At 66.1% G+C, this 24,148-nt stretch carries 24 protein-coding genes; 17 read left to right on the plus strand and 7 right to left on the minus strand.

The window, feature by feature from the left end; all coding sequences use genetic code 11:
• Positions 1-9: 9 nt before the first annotated feature.
• A complete protein-coding gene (locus WS87_RS30605) occupies positions 10-627 on the minus strand; it encodes a VTT domain-containing protein (RefSeq protein WP_059816728.1) in 618 nt (205 codons plus the stop codon).
• Positions 628-855: 228 nt separating this feature from the next.
• On the opposite strand from WS87_RS30605, the gene WS87_RS30610 reads away from it, so the two are divergent.
• Complete coding sequence (locus WS87_RS30610) at positions 856-3,147, plus strand: heavy metal translocating P-type ATPase (RefSeq protein ID WP_059816723.1); 2,292 nt, start codon at positions 856-858, stop codon at positions 3,145-3,147.
• Between the two features lie 12 nt (positions 3,148-3,159).
• Here WS87_RS30610 and WS87_RS30615 read toward each other — a convergent pair whose 3' ends face one another.
• A complete protein-coding gene (locus WS87_RS30615) occupies positions 3,160-4,113 on the minus strand; it encodes a universal stress protein (RefSeq protein WP_059816720.1) in 954 nt (317 codons plus the stop codon).
• 327 nt (positions 4,114-4,440) lie between these two features.
• On the opposite strand from WS87_RS30615, the gene WS87_RS30620 reads away from it, so the two are divergent.
• A complete protein-coding gene (locus WS87_RS30620) occupies positions 4,441-4,761 on the plus strand; it encodes a DUF4148 domain-containing protein (protein ID WP_059816717.1) in 321 nt (106 codons plus the stop codon).
• A gap of 32 nt (positions 4,762-4,793) precedes the next feature.
• Here WS87_RS30620 and WS87_RS30625 read toward each other — a convergent pair whose 3' ends face one another.
• From WS87_RS30625 to WS87_RS30635, 3 genes are all read right to left on the minus strand, one after another.
• Positions 4,794-5,588, minus strand: a complete 795-nt coding sequence (locus tag WS87_RS30625) for a hypothetical protein (protein WP_236873307.1) — start codon at positions 5,586-5,588, stop codon at positions 4,794-4,796.
• 154 nt (positions 5,589-5,742) lie between these two features.
• Positions 5,743-6,570, minus strand: a complete 828-nt coding sequence (locus WS87_RS30630) for a hypothetical protein (RefSeq protein ID WP_059693146.1) — start codon at positions 6,568-6,570, stop codon at positions 5,743-5,745.
• A gap of 120 nt (positions 6,571-6,690) precedes the next feature.
• Positions 6,691-7,275, minus strand: coding sequence for a tetratricopeptide repeat protein (locus WS87_RS30635; RefSeq protein WP_059816714.1), 585 nt, complete (start codon positions 7,273-7,275; stop codon positions 6,691-6,693).
• Positions 7,276-7,738: 463 nt separating this feature from the next.
• Between WS87_RS30635 and WS87_RS30640 the strand changes: the two genes are divergently transcribed.
• Positions 7,739-8,350: a TetR/AcrR family transcriptional regulator gene (locus WS87_RS30640; protein ID WP_059816711.1), complete on the plus strand. Its 612-nt coding sequence runs from the start codon at positions 7,739-7,741 to the stop codon at positions 8,348-8,350.
• 98 nt (positions 8,351-8,448) lie between these two features.
• On the opposite strand, the gene ansP is transcribed toward WS87_RS30640, so the two are convergent.
• Complete coding sequence (gene ansP / locus WS87_RS30645) at positions 8,449-9,939, minus strand: L-asparagine permease (RefSeq protein ID WP_059816706.1); 1,491 nt, start codon at positions 9,937-9,939, stop codon at positions 8,449-8,451.
• A gap of 230 nt (positions 9,940-10,169) precedes the next feature.
• On the opposite strand from ansP, the gene WS87_RS33795 reads away from it, so the two are divergent.
• The 6 genes from WS87_RS33795 (at position 10,170) to WS87_RS30670 (ending at position 14,035) form a co-directional block, all read left to right on the plus strand.
• Positions 10,170-10,442, plus strand: coding sequence for a hypothetical protein (locus WS87_RS33795; RefSeq protein ID WP_159085722.1), 273 nt, complete (start codon positions 10,170-10,172; stop codon positions 10,440-10,442).
• Entirely contained in the window at positions 10,439-11,245 is an 807-nt protein-coding gene (locus tag WS87_RS30650; protein ID WP_059536415.1) for a transporter substrate-binding domain-containing protein, read from the plus strand. Before WS87_RS33795 ends, WS87_RS30650 begins: the two co-directional genes overlap by 4 nt.
• Positions 11,246-11,334: 89 nt before the next feature.
• A complete protein-coding gene (locus tag WS87_RS30655) occupies positions 11,335-12,021 on the plus strand; it encodes an amino acid ABC transporter permease (protein ID WP_059816703.1) in 687 nt (228 codons plus the stop codon).
• The gene (locus WS87_RS30660; RefSeq protein WP_059700904.1) at positions 12,018-12,668 is read left to right on the plus strand and encodes an amino acid ABC transporter permease; all 651 of its coding nucleotides are present in this window, start codon (positions 12,018-12,020) and stop codon (positions 12,666-12,668) included. Before WS87_RS30655 ends, WS87_RS30660 begins: the two co-directional genes overlap by 4 nt.
• Positions 12,655-13,404: an amino acid ABC transporter ATP-binding protein gene (locus WS87_RS30665; RefSeq protein WP_059816700.1), complete on the plus strand. Its 750-nt coding sequence runs from the start codon at positions 12,655-12,657 to the stop codon at positions 13,402-13,404. Before WS87_RS30660 ends, WS87_RS30665 begins: the two co-directional genes overlap by 14 nt.
• A gap of 100 nt (positions 13,405-13,504) precedes the next feature.
• Positions 13,505-14,035, plus strand: a complete 531-nt coding sequence (locus WS87_RS30670; protein WP_059816697.1) for a GNAT family N-acetyltransferase — start codon at positions 13,505-13,507, stop codon at positions 14,033-14,035.
• A 13-nt stretch (positions 14,036-14,048) separates the two neighbouring features.
• Here the strand turns inward: WS87_RS30670 and WS87_RS30675 are convergent, their stop codons facing one another.
• Complete coding sequence (locus tag WS87_RS30675; protein ID WP_059816693.1) at positions 14,049-14,927, minus strand: LysR substrate-binding domain-containing protein; 879 nt, start codon at positions 14,925-14,927, stop codon at positions 14,049-14,051.
• A gap of 126 nt (positions 14,928-15,053) precedes the next feature.
• Here WS87_RS30675 and argH point away from each other — a divergent pair, with 126 nt between their 5' ends.
• From argH to WS87_RS30715, 8 genes are all read left to right on the plus strand, one after another.
• Positions 15,054-16,487, plus strand: a complete 1,434-nt coding sequence (gene argH / locus WS87_RS30680) for an argininosuccinate lyase (protein ID WP_059816690.1) — start codon at positions 15,054-15,056, stop codon at positions 16,485-16,487.
• Positions 16,481-17,371, plus strand: a complete 891-nt coding sequence (locus WS87_RS30685) for an amino acid ABC transporter permease (protein ID WP_059693208.1) — start codon at positions 16,481-16,483, stop codon at positions 17,369-17,371. The genes argH and WS87_RS30685 overlap by 7 nt, the downstream gene beginning before the upstream one ends.
• Before the next feature lie 32 nt (positions 17,372-17,403).
• Entirely contained in the window at positions 17,404-18,171 is a 768-nt protein-coding gene (locus tag WS87_RS30690; RefSeq protein ID WP_059536387.1) for an amino acid ABC transporter ATP-binding protein, read from the plus strand.
• 78 nt (positions 18,172-18,249) lie between these two features.
• Entirely contained in the window at positions 18,250-19,083 is an 834-nt protein-coding gene (locus WS87_RS30695) for an ABC transporter substrate-binding protein (protein WP_059816687.1), read from the plus strand.
• A 7-nt stretch (positions 19,084-19,090) separates the two neighbouring features.
• Positions 19,091-19,963 carry a polysaccharide deacetylase family protein gene (locus WS87_RS30700; protein ID WP_059816683.1) on the plus strand — a complete coding sequence of 291 codons (873 nt, stop codon included), beginning with the start codon at positions 19,091-19,093 and terminating at the stop codon, positions 19,961-19,963.
• Entirely contained in the window at positions 19,960-20,868 is a 909-nt protein-coding gene (locus WS87_RS30705) for a polysaccharide deacetylase family protein (protein WP_059816680.1), read from the plus strand. Before WS87_RS30700 ends, WS87_RS30705 begins: the two co-directional genes overlap by 4 nt.
• Positions 20,865-22,271: an MmgE/PrpD family protein gene (locus WS87_RS30710; protein WP_059816677.1), complete on the plus strand. Its 1,407-nt coding sequence runs from the start codon at positions 20,865-20,867 to the stop codon at positions 22,269-22,271. Before WS87_RS30705 ends, WS87_RS30710 begins: the two co-directional genes overlap by 4 nt.
• A 155-nt stretch (positions 22,272-22,426) precedes the next feature.
• Positions 22,427-23,992: a methyl-accepting chemotaxis protein gene (locus tag WS87_RS30715; RefSeq protein WP_059816674.1), complete on the plus strand. Its 1,566-nt coding sequence runs from the start codon at positions 22,427-22,429 to the stop codon at positions 23,990-23,992.
• The last annotated feature ends 156 nt before the right edge of the window (positions 23,993-24,148 follow it).

Genomic DNA, 24,148 nt, shown 5'->3' on the forward strand with positions numbered 1-24,148 from the left:
ACGGATGTGTCATTCAGAACTGCGCGGATGATGGCCGCGCCGAAACGTCAATCGACGTTCGTTGAAGAGCGCGCGCCAGTCGAGCTTCGTCAACATGAACACGACGCCGAGCAACACCAGTTGGGTGACGATGAAGTATCCGCCGAGGTAAGTGCCTTCGAGGTCGGATTCCACGTCCAGCCGGGTGGACGCAAAGCGGCCGAGGTGCGCCCAGATCGCATAGGTGGTTGCGCGGCCGATGAAGAACGCCGCCGCGATGATCCTCAGCGGCAACCCGGACAGTCCGTACGCGATGAACAGATAGTTCGACGGCAGCGGGCTCAATGCGTAGAAGAAGAACGCACCGGCGGTGAGCGTCCGGTGCTTGCGCAGCCAGCGTGTGGCGACGTCGATATTCTCGCGATCCGATTCCCGCATCCAGCGGGAGCGGACGAGCGATCTTGCGAAGGTCGCCAGAATGACGCGACCGGTCGTTGCGGCGCCTGCCGCCACGACGGCAAAGATCAATGGATTGCCGTCGGGCAGGTTGAACCCGACCCACGACATCGCCATCCAGGTGGGCGGGGCGAACGCCGGCATGAGATTCAGCAGAAGAATCAGCAGAAAGAGTACAGCCAGCGTCAGCACGATATCGACTCCAGGGCGTCCGGTATCACTTTTCAATTTTGCTGAGGAAAGGAGCCGGCGGCTTGACTCACGTCAAGCAAGGCGCCGTGCCGGCATGTCGCGCGAGGCGCGTCGCGCTGACCCATGTCAACGGTCGAGTCGCGGCGTTTCCTAGACTGATGCCACGCCGTCTGCAACCGGAAACGGAGGCAGTGAACGCCTCCCTGCACGGCAATCGGAACAATCGTCATGTCGCGAATCCCCTGGTCGATCGATCTCGCGTTGCTGGTTCTGGCGGCCGTCACGCTCGCCGGAGGGGGCGTGTGCGCGGCGCTCGGTCTGCATTCAATCGCGCGGCTCGTCTGGTTGCTCGGCACGCTGCCGGTCTTGCTGGCGTTGACGGTATCGCTCGTCAAGGCCGTGGCGAAACGGCGGGCAGGCATCGATGTGCTCGCGTGGCTGGCCATCGCGCTGGCGATCGCACTCGACGAGACGCTCACGGCGGCTGTCATCGCATTGATGCTGGCGAGCGGGCGGACGCTGGAGCGGTATGCGCAAGACCGCGCGCAACGCGAGATGACCGCGCTGCTCGCCCGTGCCCCTCGGCAGGCCACCCGGTTCGAGAACGATGAATGGCGTTCCGTTGCCGTGGAAACGCTCGTTCCCGGCGACAGGCTGCTTGTGCGAAGCGGCGAGTTCGTGCCGGTCGACGGCACGTTGATCGATGACGCGGAACTCGACGAATCCATGCTGACGGGCGAGTCGTCCACCCAGCGGCGGCGCGCCGGAGAAAGCGCATGCAGCGGCGTGGTCAACGCCGGTGCGCCGTTCGAAATGGTTGCCCGCACGACGGCGGGCGACAGCACGTTTGCCGGCATCGTCCGCATGGTCGAGCGCGCGCAGCGCGAGAGAAGTCCGTCCGTGCGGCTCGCGGATCGCTACGCGGCATGCTTCGTGCTCGCTTCGCTGCTCGTCGCGGGCATCGCGTGGCTTCTGACCGGCGACGTCGCGCGTGCGCTCGCCGTGCTCGTCGTGGCCACGCCTTGTCCGTTGCTCCTCGCCGTGCCGGTCGCCATCGTGTCCGGCATGTCGCGTTGTTCGAAACGCGGCATCCTGGTCAAGGGAGGGGGCGCGCTGGAACGTCTTGCACAAGCGACGATCCTGTTCTTCGACAAGACCGGGACGCTGACCGGAGGGCGGGCACGCATCGTCGCGATCGAATGCGGCACGGACGTCGAAACGGACGACGTGCTGCGTTTCGCGGCGTCATTGGCCCAGGCTTCGGGGCACGTCATCTCGGATGCGCTGACGGTCGCCGCGCGGGAACGCGGGATCGATCTGTCGCCGCCGTCCTTCGTGATGGAAACGGCAGGTGAGGGCGTGACAGGCCGGGTCGACAACCGAACCGTCGCGATCGGCCAGTTCGGATACGTCTCCGCCTGTTCAACGGTCGCCCCCTGGAGCGACGCGTTCCTGAAGCGGGTCGGCAACGAGGGCGGGGCTGCCGTATTCGTCGGCGTCGATGGCGTCATGATCGGCGCGATTCAGATGGCCGACCAGGTGCGACTGGAAACGCCGCGGGCATTGCGGATGTTGAAACGAGAAGGCGTTGAGCGCCTCGTCATGCTCACCGGCGACCGGCGAGACATCGCCCAGGCCGTCGGGGAGTTGCTGGGTGTGACCGACGTACGCGCCGAGCAGACGCCGACGGACAAGCTCGCCGCGATTCAGGCCGCGCGCAAGGAGGGCGTGACGATCATGGTCGGCGACGGTGTGAACGACGCCCCCGCGCTGGCGGCGGCCGACGTCGGTATCGCGATGGGCGCGCGCGGGGCGGCCGCGTCATCCGAAGCGGCCGACGTGGTACTGCTGGTGGATCGGCTGGATCGACTCGTCGATGCAATACGTATCGCACGACGGTCGCGCCGGATCGCGCTCGAGAGCGTGGTGGCCGGCATGTCGCTGTCGGTCGTCGCGATGGCGGTCGCAGCGGCCGGGTTCCTGCAGCCGATCGCCGGTGCGGTGATTCAGGAAGTCATCGACGTCGTCGTCATCGTCAATGCATTACGCGTGTTGCTGGTTCGCCCGCGGCCGACGGACGCCCGGCTGGCCGATGTCGACGTCGAGCAACTCAGGCGCGAGCACACGGCATTGTCACCGTTGCTGGACCAGATCAGGGATCTCGCGGATCGCATGCCGCAACTGTCGGGGGCAGCCATCGCCGGCGAGCTTGATCACATGATCGATTCGCTGGATGAACGGCTGCTGCCGCACGAACGCGCCGACGATCGGGACGTCTACGCGCGTCTCGCACCGCTTCTCGGTGGCGAGGACCCGCTCGCGGCGATGAGCGGCGCACACAGGGAGATCTTCAAGATGGTCCGATCGCTCAGGCAGATGGTCGCGGACCTGCCGCGCGACGGAACGAACGCCATGCAGGTGCAGGCGATACAGCGTTTGCTGTACGGGCTGGAGGCCATCGTACGCCTGCATTGCGCTCAGGAGGAGGAACTGTTCCACGCCGTCGGGGCGGATGCGTGATGACGCCACGCATCACGCATGCGGCGCACTTACCAGAAGAACCGGCGTTTTCGCGATGCGCGCAACGCGTCCGGCCACGCTGCCGACGAGCCAGCCCGTGACGCCGCGCCGCCCATGGGTGCCCATGACGATCATGTCCGCGTTCCATTCGATGGCGTCTCGCACGATCACGTGAGGCACGTCTTCGCCAGTGCGGTCCGTTTGAAACAGTTGCGACTGCGATTGCCCGGCGGGGATGCCGTCGAGCAGGGCCATGGCCTTTTGCAGTACGTGATTGCCTTCGCTGAGCAACGCCTGTTCCAGCGTTTCGACGGGGACGAAATCACCCAGCGATGTGGGGCGATCGAGCACGTGAATCGCCCGAAATTCGGTCTCGGGCCGCGAAAATTTCAACCCCGTTCGCAATGCGTGGAGCGCAATCGGGCTGCCGTCGACCGTGAACAGCATCCGCCGCGGCAGGTGCTCGGCGACCGACGCGAAGCCTTCCGGAACGATGAGCAGTGGGCAACCGACCAGCTTGCCGAGCGGGCCGGAAACCGTTCCTTCGATCCATCCGAGCAGGCCATGATGCTGACGTGCGCCGACGATCAGGAGTTCGGCCTGCCAGGCTTGCGCGCTGTCGGCCAGCGCATGCACGACATCCCCGCCGTGCGTGGACAGGTCGATGACTTCCGTGTCGATGGTGATGTCGTCGCGCGGAATCGCGCTCTGGGCGCGCGACAGCGCGTCGGATGCGTCTCGCAGCAATTCGTCGCGTGCCGATTCGAGAAATGCCGCGGATCTCGATCCGCGCGGGACGAGTGTCCGCGGATTGTCCGCAACGCTGACGATATGCACCGCGGCGTTCGATGGAAGGAAAGCTTTGGCATACGCGAGTGCATGCGCGGATGCGGTGGAACCGTCGATGGCGATCAGCACCCGTTGAGGAGCGGGTGCCGCCTGGAAAGATGAAGTGCTGGCGCTCATGAATGTCTCCCGGTGTCATCCGGCGATCGTGCATACGCAATTTTTCGCACGTGCGGTCTTCACAGGGTTGACCTTCGTCAAGCGTCTTTCTCCGTGGCGCCCCGGGGCCGGATGCCATCACATCGATCTACTCGGTCAATCGCGTTGGCGATGTGATTCGTCTGGCTTATGGCGTCGCCCGGGCGCAGGCCGGGTTGCCCGTGAACTCCGCATCCGGTGCGTTCGAGAATGCGAAGTTAACATTGCCTTCAGCTTCAGCGAGCATGCTGTCCTCAAGGCAGAAGAGATGTTCTCGGATGCCGACCCTGTTCACTGGAGGTCGAGATCATGAAATTCGCTATCCGTACCATCATGCTGGCTGCGGCCATCATCCCCGCATTCGCATCGGCGGCGCAATCAGGCAGCGCGCTGACCCGGGCGGAAGTCCGCGCCCAGATCACGCAGGTCGAGCAGGCCGGTTACAACCCGGCCCGAAAGGACATTCATTATCCGCAATCGATCCAGCAGGCCGAGGCACGCATTCAGTCTTCCGAATCGATGCCGCAGGCCGATGCGTCGGGCTATGGGCCCGCATACGGGGCAGGGGCTGACTCGGGAGCATCGGTCCAGAGTCACGCCGCGACGCCTCGGTTGTACACGCATCATTGACGGCACGCACGCGAGCGTCGAGGCTCCGGCGCTCAGTACGACTTGCCGGCAACGGTCGCCGACTCGAGCTCGCGCGTGATGATCTGGGTGCCGCCGACATCGGCGACCGACTTGACCAGACCGACGCCTGGCGCGAGCCAGTCGTCGGCGACCGTCGTGCTGGTCAGCGCCGGATTGGAGAACGTTTCGGTGATGTGATAGTGACACGCGTTTTCGAACACCTTGCCGTTCTTCAGGCTGACCGTTTCGCGCGCGACGTACGCGCGCTGGGTCGATACCGCCGTCTGGGCGCCGCCTGACGGAATGACGGGCGTATCGACGTAGTTCGCCGTCTCGCTTCCCGACAATCCGATCGTCTCGACATACGGCGGCGAGTTGACGTCCCGCAACGCGAGGTTACCCGAACTGTAAACCTCGCCGCCGTAATTCGCGCGCGCGCCGTTGCCGACGAGATAATAATGATTCGTCTGGATCGGCGAGCCGGTCGATGTTTCGGCTTGCTGAGTAAGCGCGACGCCTTCGAACGTTGCCGGCCCGTAGGCGCGCGTGTACAGGCCATTGTCGACGGCCGGACTTTGCGAAGTCGCCTGCGTGTACATGTGCAGCCTCACGGTATCGCCTTGCTGATAGACCGGATCGCACTCGAGGTTCGAGGTCGTGGTCGTGCCGGACCCGCCGCTCGGCGCGCCCGGCGGCGGCGTCGTCCCGGTCGTGTCGCTCGACGTGCCTTGGGCGGCCGGGGCCGGAGAATCGTTGCCGCCACAACCGGCCAACGTCAGACCGATCAATACGGCGATCGGAAACCACACGCATTGCCTGTTCTTCATCTTTGTTCTCTCAGGTCGGTTGAACACCATGCTCATCGAAGGTTTTTATCGTTTCGCCGATCAGTGACGCGTGCGGCTGCGGGAAGGGCGCAATCGCACGCCCTCCGGTCGATGCGAACACCGGAGTGACGCAGCTCCGGTGTCGCGTCATCGCTCAGTTGACCTGCAACTGACCACCGCGGCCGAGGCCGCCCTTGACGTCCTGCGCCTTGTAGCTGCGCAGCGCGACGACCATCTTGTTCCACGCGTCGATGAACGCGACGACCGTCGCCTTGCCTTCCGGCGTCGTCGAGAAGCCGGCGAGACCGCCGCCCACGCCACCGCCCAGGCCGCCCAGCGCCGCGCCGTAGTTGGTCGCCGTCGAGCTGCCTTCCGATGCCGCGATCTGCACGGCCGAGCGCACGTCGAACAGCGTCAGCGTCACGACCGACGCCTTCGTCTGCAGGTGGCCTGCCACCGCCGCCACCGCGCTGTTGCCGATCAGCCCGCCGATCATGCTGCCGATGCCGGCGATCGGCGAATCGTTGATCACGATCTGCGGTTCCATGTAGTAATCGGCCGCGACACGCTGACCCTTCTGCTGCTTCGAACCCGCACGGTACTCGCCCGAGCTGCGCTGCAGTTGCGTGATGCGCGACAGGCGCGCGTCGCTCTTCTGGTTGCCGATCGACGTGATCACGAAGCAGTTCGACTGCTGGACGGCCAGGCGCAACAGCGGGTCGATGCTCGTCACTTTGGTCGCGCTGCCGAACGGGCCCCACCAGTCGGCGTTGCGGCCGTCGTCGACGGCGATCGTGCCGAGCGGCGATGCGCAGCGCTGCAACTGCGAATCCGCGCCGGCGCTCGCGCCGCCCGCGGCAGCGCCCGTGACGCCGGCGTTCTGGCCGCCGGGCGTCACCATGCCGCCGCAGCCGGCGACGGAAGCGCAAAGCGCTGCAACCAGCGCACCTTGAGTGAGACGTTGGGAAAGGATGGTCTTCATGTCGTTGTCGCTCGATAGAGTCGTTGTTCGGCTTATGTGTTCGTGCGAACTTCGATAAGCCCCCCGGCGTGGCGCGCGATGGTGGTCTCCCCGCAGCCGCCCCCGTTGCTTTCGGTCCGGTCAGTAGTACCAGTACGTCTGATGCCAGACGCCGTAGTACGGATAGCCCGAGTACCAGTAGCCGTAATAGACGTCACGCCATTGCGTACGCCATTTCCAGTCTTCCTCGTCTTCCTTCTTCGCCTTGCGGGCGAGCTCGAGCAGCTTTTTCGATTCCTTGTCGCCGCGGCCCGCGGCGATCGACAGCCACTTGTCCGCTTCGCGCGGATCGGAGCCCATCTCTTCGAGGCCGAACAGGTAGAAACTGCCGAGCGCCTTCTGCGCGTTCAGGTCGCCGCGCTCGGCGGCATCTCGCATCCACTTGAGGGCCTGGTAGCTGTCCTGCCGCACGCCATCGCCGCGGAAATAGCGCAGGCCGAGGTCGTAGGCGGCCTTCGGCTGGGTCTTCGCGGCCTGCTTCAGCGAAACGATGCGCGGATCTTCGCGATCATCGGAATCGTCCCTTTTTTGATAGGAGACCTGATCTTTAGGGCGATCAAAACACCCGGTGTCGTCGCAGATCCGTACCGTGCTGCCGGTGACGGACGGATCCTGCGCGCACGCGGCCAACAGCAGCAGCCCCGGTGCCAGCAAACGGCGAACCATTTTTACTTTCCCCACGTTTTATTTGCGCCGCACTGCTTCGCGCGATCTCACCCCCGCGAGCGCGCACCCGGCTTGCGCACGGCCCGATGAACACACGTTCACCCACGCCAGCGCACCGCCAAGGCTCTCTCAGGTTCTCTTTTCGGCTTGCCACATCACTGCAACATCTGACGCCGACAAAGGCAGGGCAGGCAGATGCCACGGCCCACGGCCTTTGCTCGATTCCGCCGCCGTGCCGATACCGCGCAATCCGGCGGAAAATATCGATCCTTATTTTCTCGGATCAAATGATACATATCGGTCTATCTAATAGTCAAGGCGACTTACATGTCCGAGTTTCGGGCCAACGGTGGTGGAGCTTTCCCTTTGCACGTCTGGCCTCAAGCGGCCAGAGGTACCTGATTCGGCGATGCTAGAATAATCCGTCTACATGGTATGAAACCTCGAGGAGGAGGGCACGGTCGTGAGAGCCAACAAACGCCAGGTGGTGGTAGACAAAGCTACCGAACTGTTCTCCCGGCACGGTTTTCATCCGGTCGGCGTCGACTGGATCATCGACGATTCCGGCGTTGCGCGAATGACGCTCTACCGGCATTTTCCGAGCAAGGACGAACTCATTCGCGAAGTGCTGGTGCAGCGCTACGACCTGATCATCGGCAGCATCGAAACGCAACTGCGGGACGTTCACGATCCGGTCGAGCGAGTCAAGACGATCTTCGACTGGTACGAAGCCTGGTTCAATACGCCGGAGTTTGCCGGCTGCCTGTTCGAGCGCGCGTTGGCCGAATTCGGAACCGCGTACGCGCCGATCTCCGACGTCGCGATCCGCTACCGCCGCAAAATGGTCGAATGGATCGCCGAATTGCTCGCGCCGCTCGTGTTGCCCGAAACGGCACAACGGCTGGCCGGCGTCTACATGATGCTGCTGGATGGCGCGACGGTCGACGCGCGGGCGTTCAACGATTCCGCATCCGCAGGGCGTGCATGGCACGCCGCGAAGGCCCTGCTTGAACAGGCTATGAGCGCCGCGAATCGGCCGGCAACAGACGCGGATCCCGCGACGCAGCTTGCATAGCGGGCCAGCCTGATACGCAGCCGCCGGATCGCCTGGCCCTCGGAGGGGGGCGGCGGCTTTCGCCGAGCCGAATACCGCCCCCATGGTTATGCGCGGCTTCAGTCGTTCCCCTGCTCGAGCACATTCTGCGTGAGCGTGACCGACGGAATCGTCGGCTTGAGCAACGCGCGGCGCGCGCGGCTGCTGAGCCACTTCCAACCGGCCACGAGCAGCAGCGCGACCAGCGGGATCGACGCGATCGTCCACGTACCGTTCGGGTAGTCGAATGCCATCAGGACCAGCACACCGAGCAGGAACAACAGCGTGAGCCACGATGTGACGGGCGCGCCCGGCATCCTGAACGACACGTCTTCCACCTCGCTACGCCTCACCGCGGCACGAAACTTCATCTGGCACACGACGATGAAGCCCCACGTGCTGATGATGCCGAGCGACGCGATGTTCAGCACGATCTCGAACACGCTCGACGGCACGAGATAGTTGAGCAGCACGCCGACCACGTAGATCGCGACCGTCACGAGAATGCCCGCGTACGGCACGGATTGCGCGCTCATTCGCGAAAGGAAGGCGGGGGCCGAGCCGCCCATCGACAGCGAACGCAACACGCGCCCGGTCGAATAGAGGCCCGAGTTGAGGCTCGACAGCGCCGCCGTCAGCACCACCAGGTTCATCACCGAACCGATGCCCGGCACGCCGAGCGCGCCGAAGAACGTGACGAACGGGCTCTGGCCCGCCTTGTACGCGCTCCACGGCAGCAGGCAGACCAGCAGAACGACCGACGCGACGTAGAAGATCGCGATTCGCCAGATCACGTTGTTGATCGCGCGCGGCAGCACCTTGCGCGCGTCCTTGCACTCGCCGGCGGCCGTGCCGACCAGTTCGACGCCCGCGAACGCGAACACCACGCCCTGCACCAGCACCAGCGCGGGCATCAGTCCGTGCGGAAAGAACCCGCCGTTGTCGGTGATCAGATGCATGCCGGTGTCGTGGCCGGCGACCGGCACGCCCGTGCCGAGGATCAGCGAACCGATCGCGAGAAACAGCACGATCGCGGCGACCTTGATCAGCGCGAACCAGAACTCCATCTCGGCGAACCACTTCACGCCGATCAGGTTCATCGTCGCGACGATGCAGAGCGCGACGAGCGCGAAAATCCACTGCGGAACGCCCGCGAACGGTGCCCAGTAATGCATGTAGAGCGCGACGGCGGTGATGTCGACGATGCCGGTCATCGCCCAGTTCAGGAAGTACATCCAGCCTGCGACGAACGATGCCTTCTCGCCCAGGAATTCGCGTGCGTACGACACGAAGCTGCCGCTGCTGGGGTGATGCATCACGAGTTCGCCGAGCGCGCGCAGGATCAGGAACGAGAACGCGCCGCACACCAGATAGACGATCGCGAGCGACGGCCCGGCGGCCTGCAGCCGGGCGCCGGCCCCGAGGAACAGCCCCGTGCCGATTGCCCCGCCAATCGCGATCATCTGCACCTGTCGATTGCCGAGGGTCTTGTGATAGCCGGCTTCGTGCGATTCGAGCCAGCTGCGTTTGTCGGTTTCGCCGGTTGTCGACGGTTCGGGAATCGATGCCATGACTGTATCCTCGCGCGCGGATGTGATTGGAATCATCCCGATCGCGAGACGATCGGGAGCCACCGATACCGGAGGATCGGGGCGCGAAATCAAGCGCCCCGGTCCTGATTGCGGTTCGCCGATCGTGGCGAAAGGCACGGTACCTCGCGAACGTATTCAGCCGTAATTCCGGTCACAAACAGAATGCAAATTTCGACTGAACCTGTTCGAATCCGCGCATATGGGCCTCGGTGACGACGCTGCAAGGCGAACACACCGGCGTCCGAATCCCCCGGGTGTACCAGTCAGGTAATTTGGTGCGCCGGCGCGCACTGCGGGGGCAACCGCCGTCGCCTGCGCCGATTCGTGCACCAAAACGAGGAATCCGGCTCAACGAAATTTTCCATGTCGTGCCGGTGCGGCAAGCGTTTCACGGCGATGGCCCGGTTTTTGCTGGAGGTGTCCGGCCGCGCAACGGTTGCGCGCTGCCCGACGACATACCAGACAAGGAAGATTCACCGTGAGCCCGACGACTCGACCGTTCCCCCGACGCACCTGGCTGGCTGCGTTGATCGCAGCCCCCGTGATGGCGCTGTTCGCTGCTGCGCCGGCCCATGCCGATGCGCTCGACACCATCGCGAAAAGCGGCGCGCTACGCGTCGCGGTGCCTGAAGACTATCCGCCGTTCGGCTCGGTCGGCACGGACATGCAGCCGCAAGGCTACGACATCGACATGGCCGAACTGCTTGCCAAATCGCTCGGTGTGAAGCTGAAACTGGTACCCGTGAACAGCGCGAACCGCATTCCGTATCTGACGACCAACAAGGTCGACATGGTGATCTCGTCGCTCGGCAAGACGCCGGAACGCGAGAAGGTCATCGACTTCTCGACCGCGTACGCGCCGTATTTCCAGGGCGTGTTCGGGCCGGCGGACGTGAAGGTGGGCGCGCCCGCCGATCTGACCGGCAAGACGGTCGGCGCCACGCGCGGCGCGCTCGAGGAGATCGCGCTGTCGCAGCTCGCACCGAATGCGACGATCAAGCGCTTCGAGGACAACAACGCGACGATCCAGGCGTTCCTGTCGGGGCAAGTGCAGCTGATCGCCGCCGGCAACATCGTCGCGGCGGCGATTCTCGCGAAGAATCCGCCGCGTCGGCCCGAGGTCAAGTTCGTGATCAAGAATTCGCCGTGCTTCGTCGGCGTCAACAAGAACGAACCGCGCCTGCTCGCGAAGATCGACGATGCGATCGCGCATGCGAAGCAGGACGGCACGTTGGGCGCGATGTCGAAGAAGTGGCTCGGCCAGCCATTGCCGGCCGGCCTGTGACGGATCGCCGTGTCGCCTGATACATCGCCGCGTCCGGCTCCGCCGGCGCGGCGGGTGTCATTGTCCGAACCCGAATTCATTCAATCGTCATGAGCTATCAGCTTCAATTCGGCGAGCTCGCCGAATACGCCGGCGTGTTCGCGAGCGGCGCGGCGATCACGCTTGTGCTGACCGCGGTCGCGACCGTGCTCGGCGTGGCGATCGGCGTGCTCGGCGCGGCCGCGTACAGCGCCGACGCGCCCGTGGCCGTGCGGCTGCGCCCGCTGATCGGCGCGTACGTCGAGGCGATCCGCAATACGCCGTTCGTCGTCCAGTTGTTCTTCATCTTCTTCGGATTGCCCGCGCTCGGCGTGCACATCGACGAATACACGGCCGCGATTCTCGCGATGACGCTCAATCTCGGCGCGTACTCGGTCGAGATCGTGCGCGCGGGCGTCGCCGCTGTCCCGAACGGGCATCTGGAGGCGGCATCCGCGCTCGCGATGTCGCGCGCGCAGATGTTGCGCCACGTCGTGCTGCCACAGGCGCTCGCCAAGGTGTTTCCCGCGCTCTCGAGCCAGATCGTGATCACGATGCTCGGTTCGGCGGTCGTGTCGCAGATTTCGGTGGCCGATCTGACCTATGCGGCGGGCTACATCCAGTCGCGCAACTTCCGCGCATTCGAGACGTATTTCGTCATCACGCTCGCGTATCTGGCGATGGCGCTGCTGCTGCGTGGCGCGCTCGGCACGATGGGGCGCCGCCTGTTCTCCCGCCGCGTGCGAGGTGCGCGATGACCGATTTCACGTTCGGGCAGATTCTCGCGAACCTGCTGCTGGCCGCGCGCTGGACGATCGTGCTGTCGATCGTGTCGTTCGTGTCCGGCGGACTCGTCGGCCTCGGGCTGCTCGTGATGCGCGTGTCGAGTTCGACGGTGCTGCGCGGCATCGCAAAGCTGTACATCGAAGTGTTTCAGGGCACGCCGTTGCTGATGCAACTATTCATCGTGTTCTTCGGCCTGCCGCTCGTCGGGCTCGACGTGCCGCCCTGGGTCGCGGCCACGGCAGGGCTCACGTTCTTCACCAGCGCGTATCTCGCGGAAATCTGGCGCGGGTGCGTCGAGGCCGTGCCGAAGGGGCAGTGGGAGGCGTCGTCGAGCCTGGCCATGAGCTACGTCGAGCAGTTGCGTCACGTGATCCTCCCGCAGGCCGCCCGCATCGCGATCGCGCCGACGGTCGGCTTCGGCGTGCAGGCCGTGAAGGACACGGCATTGGTATCGATCATCGGCTTCACCGAGCTGACGAAGGTCGGCATCGCGATCTCGAACGCGACGTTCCGCCCGTTCGTCGTGTACGGCCTCGTCGCGCTGATCTATTTCGCGCTTTGTTATCCGCTTACCCGTTATGCGCGCACGTTGCAAAGGAGATGGCATGCCGCTCGTTGAAACCCGTGGTCTCGAAAAGAACTTCGGCACCCATCATGTGCTTAAGGGCATCGATTTTTCCGTCGAGCGCGGGCAGGTCGTATCGATCATCGGCCGCAGCGGTTCGGGCAAGAGCACGCTGCTGCGCACGCTCAACGGGCTCGAGAGCATCGACGCGGGCACGATCTCGATCGACGGCGAACGCGTCGATGCGCGGCACGCCGACCTGCGTGCGTTGCGGCTCAAGGTCGGGATGGTGTTCCAGCAGTACAACCTGTTTCCGCATCTGAGCGCCGGGCAAAACGTGATGCTCGCGCAGTCGGTCGTGAAGAACACGCATCGCCAGCAGGCGCGCGCGATCGCGGAGCTGATGCTCGAACGCGTCGGCCTCGGCGACAAGTTCGACGCGTTCCCGGAGCAGTTGTCGGGCGGTCAGCAGCAGCGCGTCGCGATCGCGCGTGCGCTCGCGATGAAGCCGAGCGTGCTGCTGTGCGACGAAATCACGTCCGCGCTCGATCCCGAGCTCGTCGGCGAGGTACTGGGCGTCGTCGAGCAACTCGCGCGCGAGCACATGACGCTAATCATGGTCACGCACGAGATGAATTTCGCGCGTGCGGTGAGCGACAGGATCGTCTTCATGCACCAGGGCAGGGTGTGGGAGAGCGGGACGGCCGAAGACATCTTCGAGCGGCCGCAGACGGTGGAATTGACGCGGTTTCTGGGCAGCGTCCGGAACACGGAAGCCGTGGCGCGCTGATCGGCCATGCCTGGGCGGTGCTGACATCGTCGCCCGGATCGCCGACAATCCGGCGTGTGCGCCGCGCCCGCGCGCGCCGAGCCGCCCGAGAGAATCCTCCATGTCCGGAATATCCATCAGGTCCGCCAACCTCGACGATGCGCAGGCGATCGCCGATTTTCACGTCAAGGTCTGGCGGCATACCTATCGCGATCTCGCGCCGGCGCACGCGCATGCCGTCCTCGACGAGCAGTATCGCGGCGGGAAATGGCGGGAGAAGCTGGCGTCGAACGAGCGCGACCAACTGGTGCTCGTGGCGCAAACCGATGGCACGATCGTCGGCATCGGAGCGGCCGGCGCGCCGTCGGAGCCGATTTTCGGCGGCCGTGGCGAAATCAAGTTCCTTTATGTCGATCCCGACTTCAAGCGTCGCGGCATCGGCCGCATGCTGCTTGCGCAACTCGCAGCGCATCTGCAAGCGTTGCGGTATCCGGGCGCCGCGTTGAGCGTCGTCAAGGGAAACGCGGCCGCGATCGCGTTTTACGAGGCGTTGAACGGCCGGTTCGCGGGCGAGTACGTCGATGCGGGGCCGATCTGGCGATCGCGGAACATCGTCATGGTGTGGGACGGCTTCGCGAGTCTCGTTGCCTGATGTCCAGCGGGCATCACGCGAGGCGCGCGCGCAGCCACGACGTGAATGCGGTCACGAGCGGCGTTTCGGTCAGCTCTTGACGCGTGACGAGATAGTACGCGTGACGTGACGGCACCGTTTCGCTGAACGGCCGCACGAGCGTGCCGTCGATCAGGTCGTCGCGCACCGACAGGCTGTCGCCGAGCGCGACGCCCTGGCCGTGCACCGCGGCTTCGACGCCGATGTGCGCGTTGCCGATCTCGAGGATGCGGATGCCCGGCAGCCGGTCGGCCTTCGCTTCGGCCAGCCAGCGCATCCACGAGCCCGCGTGCTCGCAGAACAGCGTGCGCCCCGCGAGATCCTGCACCTTGCGGATCGCATCGCGCCCGTTCATCAGCGCGGGGCTCACGACCGGGAACAGCGCCGGATGGTCGAGCAGCTTGACGTGCCGGTTGCGCCAGTTGCCTTCCCCATAGCGGATGCAGACGTCGACATCCGGCGAATAGATCTCGCGCTCGTCGTTCGACGGAATCACCTTCAGATGGATGCCCGGATAGCGCTCGAGAAAATCGCCGATGTGCCGGGCGAGCCAGCGCGACGTCAGCGACAACGGTGTCGACACGACGAGATCGCCGACGGCAGCCGGCGAATCGAGCCTGACGGTGGCGTTCGCGATGATGTCGAACGCGGTGCCGACCGGCTCCAGCAGCGCTTCGCCCTCGGGCGTCAGCTTCACGCGCGCCTTTGATCTGACGAATAAGGCGACGCCGAGCGTACTTTCGAGAATCCGGATCTGGTGGCTCACCGCGCTCGCGGTCACGTGCAGTTCGTCGGCGGCGGCCGACACGCTGCCGCGCCGGGCGGCGGCCTCGAACGCGCGAAGCGGGTTCAACGGGGGGAGGCGGTTGCGCATCGGCGGGGGTGTCGGCAGCGACGGTGCTGAGAAAAATTTCATTTAAGCGGATTCAATTTCTCGCTACAACAAAAAAAATTGAATGCCTACAGTGGTGGGACTCCAACCGAGACAAGGTCGACCGCAATGAGCCTTACCGAACCGATCGAGCGCCTGTGGGGCGGTCGCTTCCAGTCCAAGCCGTCCGACGCGCTGCAGAACCTCTCGCGCTCCGATCCGAGTTTCTACCGACTCGTCCCGTACGACCTGGCTGGCTCCCGCGCGCATGCGCGCGAGTTGAACCGCGCCGGCATCGTGAACGGCGACGAGCTCGCGCAGCTGCTGACCGCGATGGACAGCATCGCACGCGACTACGCGGCCGGCGCGATCGCGCCGTCGCTCGCCGACGAGGATGTGCACACCTTCCTCGAACGCGTGCTCACGCAGCGGCTGCCGGCGCTCGGCGGCAAGCTGCGCGCAGGGCGCTCGCGCAACGACCAGGCGGCGAACGACCTGCGCCTGTATCTGCGCGACAAGGCGCGCCAGCTCGTGCGCGGCGTGCTCGACCTGCAGGATGCGCTGATCAGCCAGGCCAGCCGGCACATCGATACGGTCACCGCCGGCTTCACCCACCTGCAGCCCGCGCAGCCGATCGTGTTCGGCCATCAGTTGCTCGCGCATGCGCAGTCGCTGTATCGCGATGCCGACCGCCTGGTCGACTGGGACCGCCGCACCGCACGCTCGCCGCTCGGCGCGGCCGCGCTGGCCGGCTCGGCGATCTGCGTGCGGCCCGATCTTTCCGCGCGGGAGCTCGGTTACGACGCGCCGTGCGAGAACTCGATCGATGCGGTGGCCGCGCGCGATCACGTCGCCGAATTCGCGTTCGTCACGAGCATGCTGGCGGTGGATCTGTCTCGCCTGTCGGAAGAAGTGATCCTGTGGACGTCGCGGCAATTCCGCTGGGTGGAACTCGACGACGGCTACGCGACGGGCAGCTCGATCATGCCGCAGAAGAAGAACCCGGACATCGCGGAACTCACGCGCGGCAAGGCGGGGCGCCTGATCGGCAACCTGACGGGCCTGCTCGCGACGCTCAAGTCGCTGCCGCTCGCGTACAACCGCGATCTCGCGGAAGACAAGATCGCCGCGTTCGATTCGATCGACACGCTCGAACTCGTGCTGCCGGCGATGGCGGGAATGATCCGCACGATGCGCGTGAACGTCGACGAGATGCGCCGCCAGGCGCCGCTCGGCTTCACGCTCGCGACCGAGGTCGCCGACTGGCTCGCGCTGTCGGGCGTGCCGTTCAGCGAGGCGCACGAGATCACCGGCGCGCTCGTGCGCGCGTGCGAACGCGACGGCATCGAGCTCGCGGATGCCAGCGCGGAGCAGCTGCAGGCCGTCGATCCGCGCCTCGCGCCGGCGGTGCGCGCGCATCTGACGCTCGACGCGGCCGTCGCCGCGCGCGGCGGCGCCGGCGGCACGTCGCCCGCGCGCGTGCACGAGCAGATCGGCCGCCTGAGCATCGCGATCGAACGCCAGGCCGCGTGGGCGGCCGACTACCGGGGGCCGTCATGCTGAGCGCATCCGATTCGCACCGTCTCGACGGCGCACCGGCCGCGGCCGTCGCCGCGGACGACACCGCCGCACTCGTGCGCGTGCGCAGGCGCTACTGGGGCCGCTACGTCGCGTCGATCGCGATCATCGCCGCGCTCGCCTACGTGGCGCTCGCGTTCGCACGCGGGCAGATCGAATGGCGCGTCGTCGGCCAGTTCCTGACCGCGCGGTCGATTCTCACCGGCCTCGGCAACACGATCGTGATGACCGTCCTCGCGATGACACTCGGCATCGTGCTCGGCGTCGTCACCGCGGTAATGCGGCTGTCGTCGAACCCGGTGCTCGGCGCGATCGCGCAGGGCTACATCTGGCTGTTCCGCGGCACGCCGGTGATCCTCCAGCTGCTGCTGTGGTTCAACCTCGCGCTGGTGTTTCCGACGCTCGGCATTCCCGGAATCGCCGAGTTCCGGACCGTCGACGTCATGACGCCGTTCCTCGCGGCGGTGCTCGGGCTCGGCATCAACCAGGGCGCTTATACGTCGGAAGTCGTGCGCGCGGGGCTGCTGTCGGTCGACACCGGCCAGTACGAGGCCGCGAAATCGATCGGCATGGCGCGCCTGCAGGCGCTGCGCCGGATCATCCTGCCGCAGGCGATGCGCGTGATCGTGCCGCCGATCGGCAACGAGCTGATCGGCATGGTCAAGCTGACGTCGCTCGCGAGCGTCGTGCAGTACGCGGAGATGCTGCACAACGCGCAGAACATTTATTACGCGAATGCGCGCGTGATCGAGCTGCTGATCGTCGCAGGCATCTGGTATCTCGCGGTCGTTACCGTGCTGTCGTTCGCGCAGGCTCGCGTCGAACGGCGCTTCGCACGCGGCGCGGGCCGCGCGGCGGGCCGCAAATGAGCGGCGCGACCCACAACCGTAAGGAGAACGTCATGACGAACGCAGTCGTTCGCGCGGTCGACGTGCGTAAGGCGTACGGCGATTTCCAGGCGCTGCACGGCATCACGCTCGATGTCGCGCAGGGCGAAGTGCTGTGCATCATCGGGCCGTCCGGCTCGGGCAAGAGCACGTTCCTGCGCTGCATCAACCAGCTCGAGACGATCAGCGCAGGCGCGCTGTGGGTCAACGGCGAGCTGGCCGGTTACCGGCGCACGGGCAACCGGCTCCACGAGCTGTCGGAACGTCAGGTCGCGCGCCAGCGGCTCGCGACGAGCATGGTATTCCAGCGCTTCAACCTGTTCCCGCACAAGACCGCGCTCGAAAACGTGATCGAGGGGCCCGTGCAGGTGCTCAAACGCCGCCGTGCGCAAGCGGAAGAGGAGGCCCGCGCGCTGCTCGCGCGCGTCGGCCTTGCGCACAAGTGCGACGCGTTTCCGGTCGAGCTGTCGGGCGGTCAGCAGCAGCGCGTCGCGATCGCGCGGGCGCTCGCGATGCATCCGCAACTGATCCTGTTCGACGAACCGACGTCGGCGCTGGACCCCGAACTCGTCGGCGAAGTGCTGGCCGTGATGCGCGATCTCGCGAAGAGCGGGATGACCATGATTGTCGTCACGCACGAGCTCGGCTTCGCGCGCGAGGTCGCCGATCGCGTCGTGTTCATGGACGGCGGCCGAATCGTCGAAAGCGGGCCGCCCGACCAGGTGCTGTCCGCACCGACGCATGCGCGCACCCGCGACTTCATCTCGGCCGTGATTGCCTGAGCGGATCGCGCCGCCGACGAGACGTGCAACGCAGCACCGCGGTACCCCCTCACACCACCACAACAAGGCGACACCCCCATGAAAGCATCCGTCCTGACCCGCACGCTGGCCGCTGTCGCATTCGGCGCGCTCGCACTTCACGCTTCCTTCGCGGTCGCGCAGGCCGCGAACGTCAAGCGCACGCTGAACGTCGCGATCGTGCCGAACTATCCGCCGTTCGAATACAAGGACCCGGCGACCGACAAGCTCGCGGGCTTCGATGTCGACCTCGGCGAGGCGCTCGCCGCGAAGATGGGCGCGAAGCTGAACTGGGTCGAGACGAGCTTCGACCAGATGATGAGCGCGGTCGCGACGCAGCGCGTCGACATGATCCTGTCCGGCATGACCGACCTGCCGACGCGCCGCGACGCCGTGACGTTCGTCGACTACATCGAGACGGGGCCGCAGTTCTACGTGCTGAAGACGCGCGCGGGCGAATTCGCGCAGATGGGCGCGCTGTGCGGCAAGCGCGTCGGGTCGAGCCGGCGCACGTCGTTCCCGGACAACACGACCGCGTGGAGCGCGGAGAACTGCGTGAAGGCCGGCAAGCCGGCGATCGTGGTGGTCGGCACCGACGGCTCGTCGGATGCGCGCATGCAGCTGCGCCAGAACCGCATCGACGCGGCCGTGCAGGGCGGCGAGACGCTGCCGTACCAGAACAGCCTCGAGCAGAACGCCTACGCGCCGGTCGGCAAGCCGTTCCTGTCGCAATACACGGGCATCGGCGTCGCGAAGAGCAACACCGCGCTGAGCAGCGCGCTGACGACGGCGCTCAACCAGTTGATCGCGGACGGGTCGTATCACAAGCTGCTCGCGAAATGGGGGTTGCAGGAGCATGCGGTGTCGAAGGCGATGGTCAACGGCACGCACTGAGCGCGCGATGACGGCCTCGGCTCCCCGCTGGCCGGACGCGAAGCGCGCGTGCGTCGCGCTCGCGTTCGATCTCGACGGCCCGACCGGCCACGCGATGCTGAACGGGGCGATCTGGCGCAACCCCGCGTATTTCACGCTCGGCAGCTACGGGCCATGGCGCGCGCTCGGCCGGCTGCTCGACGTGCTCGCGTCGTTCGACCTGCCCGCGACGTTCTTCGTGCCCGCGTGGGTTGCGCGGACCTGGCCCGCGCAATGCGCGGCGATCGTCGAGCGCGGGCACGAGATCGGTTATCACGGCTACCGGCACGAAGCGTTCTGGACGCTCGAACCCGAACGGCAGCGCGAGATCATGGCGCAGTCGGCCGAGGTGCTCTACCGCACGCTCGGTGTGCGGCCAGTCGGCTTCCGCACGCCGTCCGGCGACTGGAGCGCGGCGACGGTGAGCGTGCTGCGCGAAGCCGGCGTGCGCTATTCGAGTTCGATGCGCGGCGACGATCGTCCCTATCTGCTGCCCGGCGCCGACGGCGAGCCGTCACTTGTCGAGATTCCCGGCCGCTGGGAGACCGACGATTACGCGTCGCTCGCGTATCACCGCAACCCCGACTATCCGGCCGGGCTCGACCGGATCGCCGGCTACGATGCGACGCTCGACAACTGGACGCGCGAATTCGACGGCATATACCGCGAAGGTCTGTGCCTGACGACGCTGCTGCATCCGAAAGTTTGCGGCAAGCCCGGCCGCCTCGCACTGCTCGAAGCGTGGTTCGAACACATGCTTGCGTTGGACGGCGTCTGGTTCGCGCGCTGTCGCGAAGTGGCCGACTGGTGGCTCGCGCAGCACGCGCACAACACGCAACCGACGCAACGGAGCAGCCTGTGACGACACTTCCAGCCTGGCCGGACGGCGCGCGCTGCGCGGTCGCGATCACGGTCGACTTCAACGACATACACGGTATCCAGACACGCGAGCCACGCATCGTCGGCCGCGAGAAATCGCTGTCTGTGTGGCGCTACGGCGCGACGCGCGGCGTCGACCGGCTGCTCGATGCGTTCGATGCGTTCGGTGTGCCCGCGAGCTGGTTCGTCCCGGGCATCGTCGCCGAAACGCATGCGGACGCCGTACGCGAGATCGCCGCTGCCGGCCATGAACTCGGCGTGAGCGGCTATCGCTGCGAAGACTTCGATGCGCTGCCGCTCGCCGCGCAGATCGACGCGTGCCGCACCGGGCGCGCGGCGCTTGCGGACACCATCGGCCGCGACGTGGAAGGTTTTCGCTCGTTCACCGGCAACTGGGCCGACGGCTTCGCGGACTGGCTCGTCGCGGCAGGCTTCACGTGGTCGTCGTCGTGGCGCGGAGACGATCTGCCGTACGTGCATCCGTGCGGCGACGACGGCGCGGACGGCGCGCGGCTCGTCGAGCTGCCGCTGCACTACGAGCTCGAGGACGAGCCGTACTTCGAGTTCAACCTGTCGCCGCCGGTGCCGGCCGGCCAGCCGCGCATCGCGGCGTACCGTGACGTACTCGACAACTGGCGGCGAGACGTCGACGGGTTTCGCCGCTTCGGGCTGTGCTGCGTGTTGCGCCTGCATCCCGAGATCATCGGCACCGCGGGGCGCATCGACTTGCTGCGCGCGTTGCTCGCTCATCTGCGCGACGCGGGCGACGTATGGTTCGCGACCGGGCGCGACATCGCGCGCTGGTGGCGTGCCCGGATGCCCGTCAATCCGCCGGGCCATCCGGTCGACGTGTTCGCGCATTGTCTGGCGGACGAATCGGCGCGATGAAGACGGGGACGCAAACGCGCGCCACGCGGCTCGCGGCGTTCGTCGCGCAGACGGCCGCCGATGCGTTGCCGGACGACGTCGTCGCGAAGGCCAAGCGTCATGTGCTCGACACGTTCGGCGCGGCGCTGGCGGGTACGTTCGCGGTCGAGACGCGCAGTGCGCGGGCGCTGACCGGCACGGTCGAGCGTGGCGGCACACCGCTGTGGGGTACACGACGGGCCGCGGGCGCGCGCGATGCGGCGTTCGTGAACGGAATCGCCGCGCACGCGCTCGAACTCGACGATTCCGGCGGCTGCGATCATTCGGGCGCAGTCGTGATGCCGGCCGTGCTCGCCGCGCTGTCGTGTGCGCAACGCCCGGTGACCGGCCGGGAATGCGTGGCCGCGATCGTGCTCGGCTACGACGTCGGCCGGCGCGTGCTCGAGGCGGCTGGCGGCTACGCGGCACACAACGGGGCCGGCTGGCACTCGACGCTCAGTTGCGGCGTGTTCGGTGCAGCGGCGGCAAGCGCACGCGTGCTCGGGCTCGACGCCGCGCGCACGCGCGACGCGCTCGGCCATGCGGCGAGTTTCTCCGGTGGCTTGTGGGGCTTCATCCATGACGGATCGCAGACGAAGCGGCTGCATGCCGGTCGCGCGGCGGAAGGGGGCGTGCTCGCGGCGCTGCTCGCACGCGAAGGCGTGAGCGGCCCGGCCGGTGTGTTCGACGACGTCTGGGGCGGCTTCTTCAACACGTTCGCCGCGCAATCGCATGCGCCCGACGCATTGACCGACGCCCTCGGCATGCACTGGAAACTGATGCGCTGCTCGATCAAGCCGCACGCGTCGTGCCGCAGCGCGCATGCGGCGGTCGACGCGGTGCTGCAGCTTGCCGAAGGTCGCACGTTCGAGGCCGGCGAAATCGAGCGGGTGGTCGTGCGGACGAGCGCATTCGTGGCCCGGATGTGCGGCGGCCGCGACTTGTCGACACTGTCGTCGTCGCAGATGAGCCTGCCGTACGCGGTTGCGGCCGCGCTTGCGTTCGGCGACACGGGAATCGGTGCCTATCGCGACGACAGGCGCACGGATTCGCGCGTCATGGCGCTGCTCGCGCGCATCGCGATCGAGGTCGATCCGGCGCTCGGCGATCTCGACGAGCCGACCGTGATCCTGCATCGCGCGGACGGGCAGCGGGAATCGCGTCACGTGCCGATCGCGCTCGGCGATCCGCGCAATCCGCTGTCCGATGCGGCGCTGCTGGCGAAGTTTCGTGCTCTGGCGGGCATCGCGCTCGCCCCTGCGCAGGTCGATGCGTTGAGCGACGCGTGCCTGTCGCTGGATCGGTCGGCGGACGCGCGGGTGTTGAACGCGTTGCTCGCGGCCGATGACGGCGATTCACCTACCACGCCGAAATTCCGCCCATAACTCGTCGTTTCCGGAAACGTTCCTTGTCGGTTCCGCACTAATTCACGCGCCGCTCCGGTCGTTATCGAGGCATCGGTTTCGCACGTGCCGCCTTCGATCGGCTGGACACGCATGCGTCGCATGCAACGGTTTCGTGCTCAACGCTTCCACTCATCATGATCAGGAATTTCAGCATTCGCGTCCGGCTGGCGCTGGCGATGGGCTTTCTCGGCGTGCTGCTCGTCATCGGCGGCATCATCGGCGTGATTGGCGTGGCGATAAGCAACGACGATGTGAAGACGCTTTATTCGGACCGGCTCGCATCGTCGGAGGCGCTTGGGCAGGCAAATGTCGCGCTGTCGAGAACCCGGCTATGGCTGTATCGCATCGCGCTCGATCCGGACAGCCCCGACGTGCCGCAGGAAACCGCGACATCCCGTGCACTGCTCGCCGCGTCGAAAAAGGCGTGGGACGCGTATCGCGCGCTGCGGCTCTCCGGCCCCGAAGAAGCGCGCCGCGCGGCCGACGCGAACACGAAGTTCAACGCGCTCGTCGAGAACGGCCTCGAACCGATGTTCGGCGCCATTGCCGCGCGCGACCCCGCGAAAATCCCCGACGTCTGGCGGCACATACCGCCGTCGCTGTTCATCGACGTCTCCGACGCGATGGACGCGCTCGGCCGAATCCAGATCACGGCCTCGCGGGTGACGTTCGATGCCGCGCAGGCTCGTTTCCACTGGTTCGTCGGCATCGCGATCGCCGGCATCCTGATCGCGCTCGGCGCAGCCGTACTCACGTGGTGGTCGCTTCAGCGCGCGATCGGTGCGCCGCTTGCGCACGCACTCGACCATTTCAGCGCGATTGCCGGCGGCGACCTGACGACGCGGATCGACGTCGATTCGACCGACGAGATGGGGCAACTGATGACCGGCCTGCGGGCGATGCAAGGCAAGCTGCTGCAAACGATTCGCGTGGTGCGGGAAGGTTCGCACTCCATCGAGACGGCCGCGCACGAGATCACGGCCGGCAACATGGACCTGTCGCAACGGACCGAAGAGCAGGCCGCGTCGCTGGAGGAAACGGCCGCCTCGATGGAGCAACTGACTTCGACGGTTCGCCAGAATGCCGAGAACGCGAAGCAGGCGAATCAGGTGGTGCACGACGCGGCGCTACTGACCGAAGAGGGCAATCAGGCGGCGCAGGAAGTCGTCAGCACGATGCGCGGTTTGTCGGAAGCGTCGGGCAAGATCGCCGAAATCATCTCCGTCATCGAAGGCATCGCATTCCAGACCAACATCCTGTCGTTGAATGCGGCCGTCGAAGCGGCGCGGGCAGGCGAGCAGGGACGCGGTTTCGCGGTCGTCGCAGGCGAAGTGCGATCGCTTGCCCAACGCAGCGCCACGGCGTCCCGCGAGATCAAGGAACTGATCACGGATTCGCTCAGACGCGTCGAGACCGGCGCGCGACAGGTCGATCGCGCGACCGGGACGATGTCCGAGATCCTGACGTCCGTGCAACGGGTGCACGTGCTGATGGGCGAGATTGCCGCTGCGTCGGACGAGCAGTCCAGGGGCATCGAACAGGTAAATCAGGCGGTGACGCAAATGGACCAGGTGACGCAGCAGAACGCAGCGCTGGTTCAGCAGGCGTCGGCGGCCGCGCTGTCGCTGAGGGAGCAGGCAGGGCAGCTGGAGGCGACTGTCTCGGTCTTTCGGATCGGTTCCTCGCAGGCTGATTTGTGAACCCGGGCGGCCGTGTGTCGATCTGCATGGCCGATACATGGCGACCAGCCGTGCCCGAGTGGCACTTTCACGTGACAATGTTCGGCAACCTAAGGATAGGGTGTCGTCATGGATGACACGGCCGCGTTCAGCGAAATGCAAGACAAAGGAACGACC

Source organism: Burkholderia sp. MSMB0856 (assembly GCF_001524645.2).
In the GTDB taxonomy this organism is placed as follows: domain Bacteria; phylum Pseudomonadota; class Gammaproteobacteria; order Burkholderiales; family Burkholderiaceae; genus Burkholderia; species Burkholderia diffusa.

Coding starts and splice junctions, on each gene's coding strand:
- WS87_RS30610 (WP_059816723.1), top strand. CDS start 856: ATGTCGCGAATCCCCTGGTCGATCGATCTCGCGTTGCTGGTTCTGGCG.
- WS87_RS30615 (WP_059816720.1), bottom strand. CDS start 4,113: ATGAGCGCCAGCACTTCATCTTTCCAGGCGGCACCCGCTCCTCAACGG.
- WS87_RS30620 (WP_059816717.1), top strand. CDS start 4,441: ATGAAATTCGCTATCCGTACCATCATGCTGGCTGCGGCCATCATCCCC.
- WS87_RS30625 (WP_236873307.1), bottom strand. CDS start 5,588: ATGAAGAACAGGCAATGCGTGTGGTTTCCGATCGCCGTATTGATCGGT.
- WS87_RS30630 (WP_059693146.1), bottom strand. CDS start 6,570: ATGAAGACCATCCTTTCCCAACGTCTCACTCAAGGTGCGCTGGTTGCA.
- WS87_RS30635 (WP_059816714.1), bottom strand. CDS start 7,275: ATGGTTCGCCGTTTGCTGGCACCGGGGCTGCTGCTGTTGGCCGCGTGC.
- ansP (WP_059816706.1), bottom strand. CDS start 9,939: ATGGCATCGATTCCCGAACCGTCGACAACCGGCGAAACCGACAAACGC.
- WS87_RS30655 (WP_059816703.1), top strand. CDS start 11,335: ATGAGCTATCAGCTTCAATTCGGCGAGCTCGCCGAATACGCCGGCGTG.
- WS87_RS30660 (WP_059700904.1), top strand. CDS start 12,018: ATGACCGATTTCACGTTCGGGCAGATTCTCGCGAACCTGCTGCTGGCC.
- WS87_RS30665 (WP_059816700.1), top strand. CDS start 12,655: ATGCCGCTCGTTGAAACCCGTGGTCTCGAAAAGAACTTCGGCACCCAT.
- WS87_RS30670 (WP_059816697.1), top strand. CDS start 13,505: ATGTCCGGAATATCCATCAGGTCCGCCAACCTCGACGATGCGCAGGCG.
- WS87_RS30675 (WP_059816693.1), bottom strand. CDS start 14,927: ATGCGCAACCGCCTCCCCCCGTTGAACCCGCTTCGCGCGTTCGAGGCC.
- argH (WP_059816690.1), top strand. CDS start 15,054: ATGAGCCTTACCGAACCGATCGAGCGCCTGTGGGGCGGTCGCTTCCAG.
- WS87_RS30685 (WP_059693208.1), top strand. CDS start 16,481: ATGCTGAGCGCATCCGATTCGCACCGTCTCGACGGCGCACCGGCCGCG.
- WS87_RS30690 (WP_059536387.1), top strand. CDS start 17,404: ATGACGAACGCAGTCGTTCGCGCGGTCGACGTGCGTAAGGCGTACGGC.
- WS87_RS30695 (WP_059816687.1), top strand. CDS start 18,250: ATGAAAGCATCCGTCCTGACCCGCACGCTGGCCGCTGTCGCATTCGGC.
- WS87_RS30700 (WP_059816683.1), top strand. CDS start 19,091: ATGACGGCCTCGGCTCCCCGCTGGCCGGACGCGAAGCGCGCGTGCGTC.
- WS87_RS30710 (WP_059816677.1), top strand. CDS start 20,865: ATGAAGACGGGGACGCAAACGCGCGCCACGCGGCTCGCGGCGTTCGTC.
- WS87_RS30715 (WP_059816674.1), top strand. CDS start 22,427: ATGATCAGGAATTTCAGCATTCGCGTCCGGCTGGCGCTGGCGATGGGC.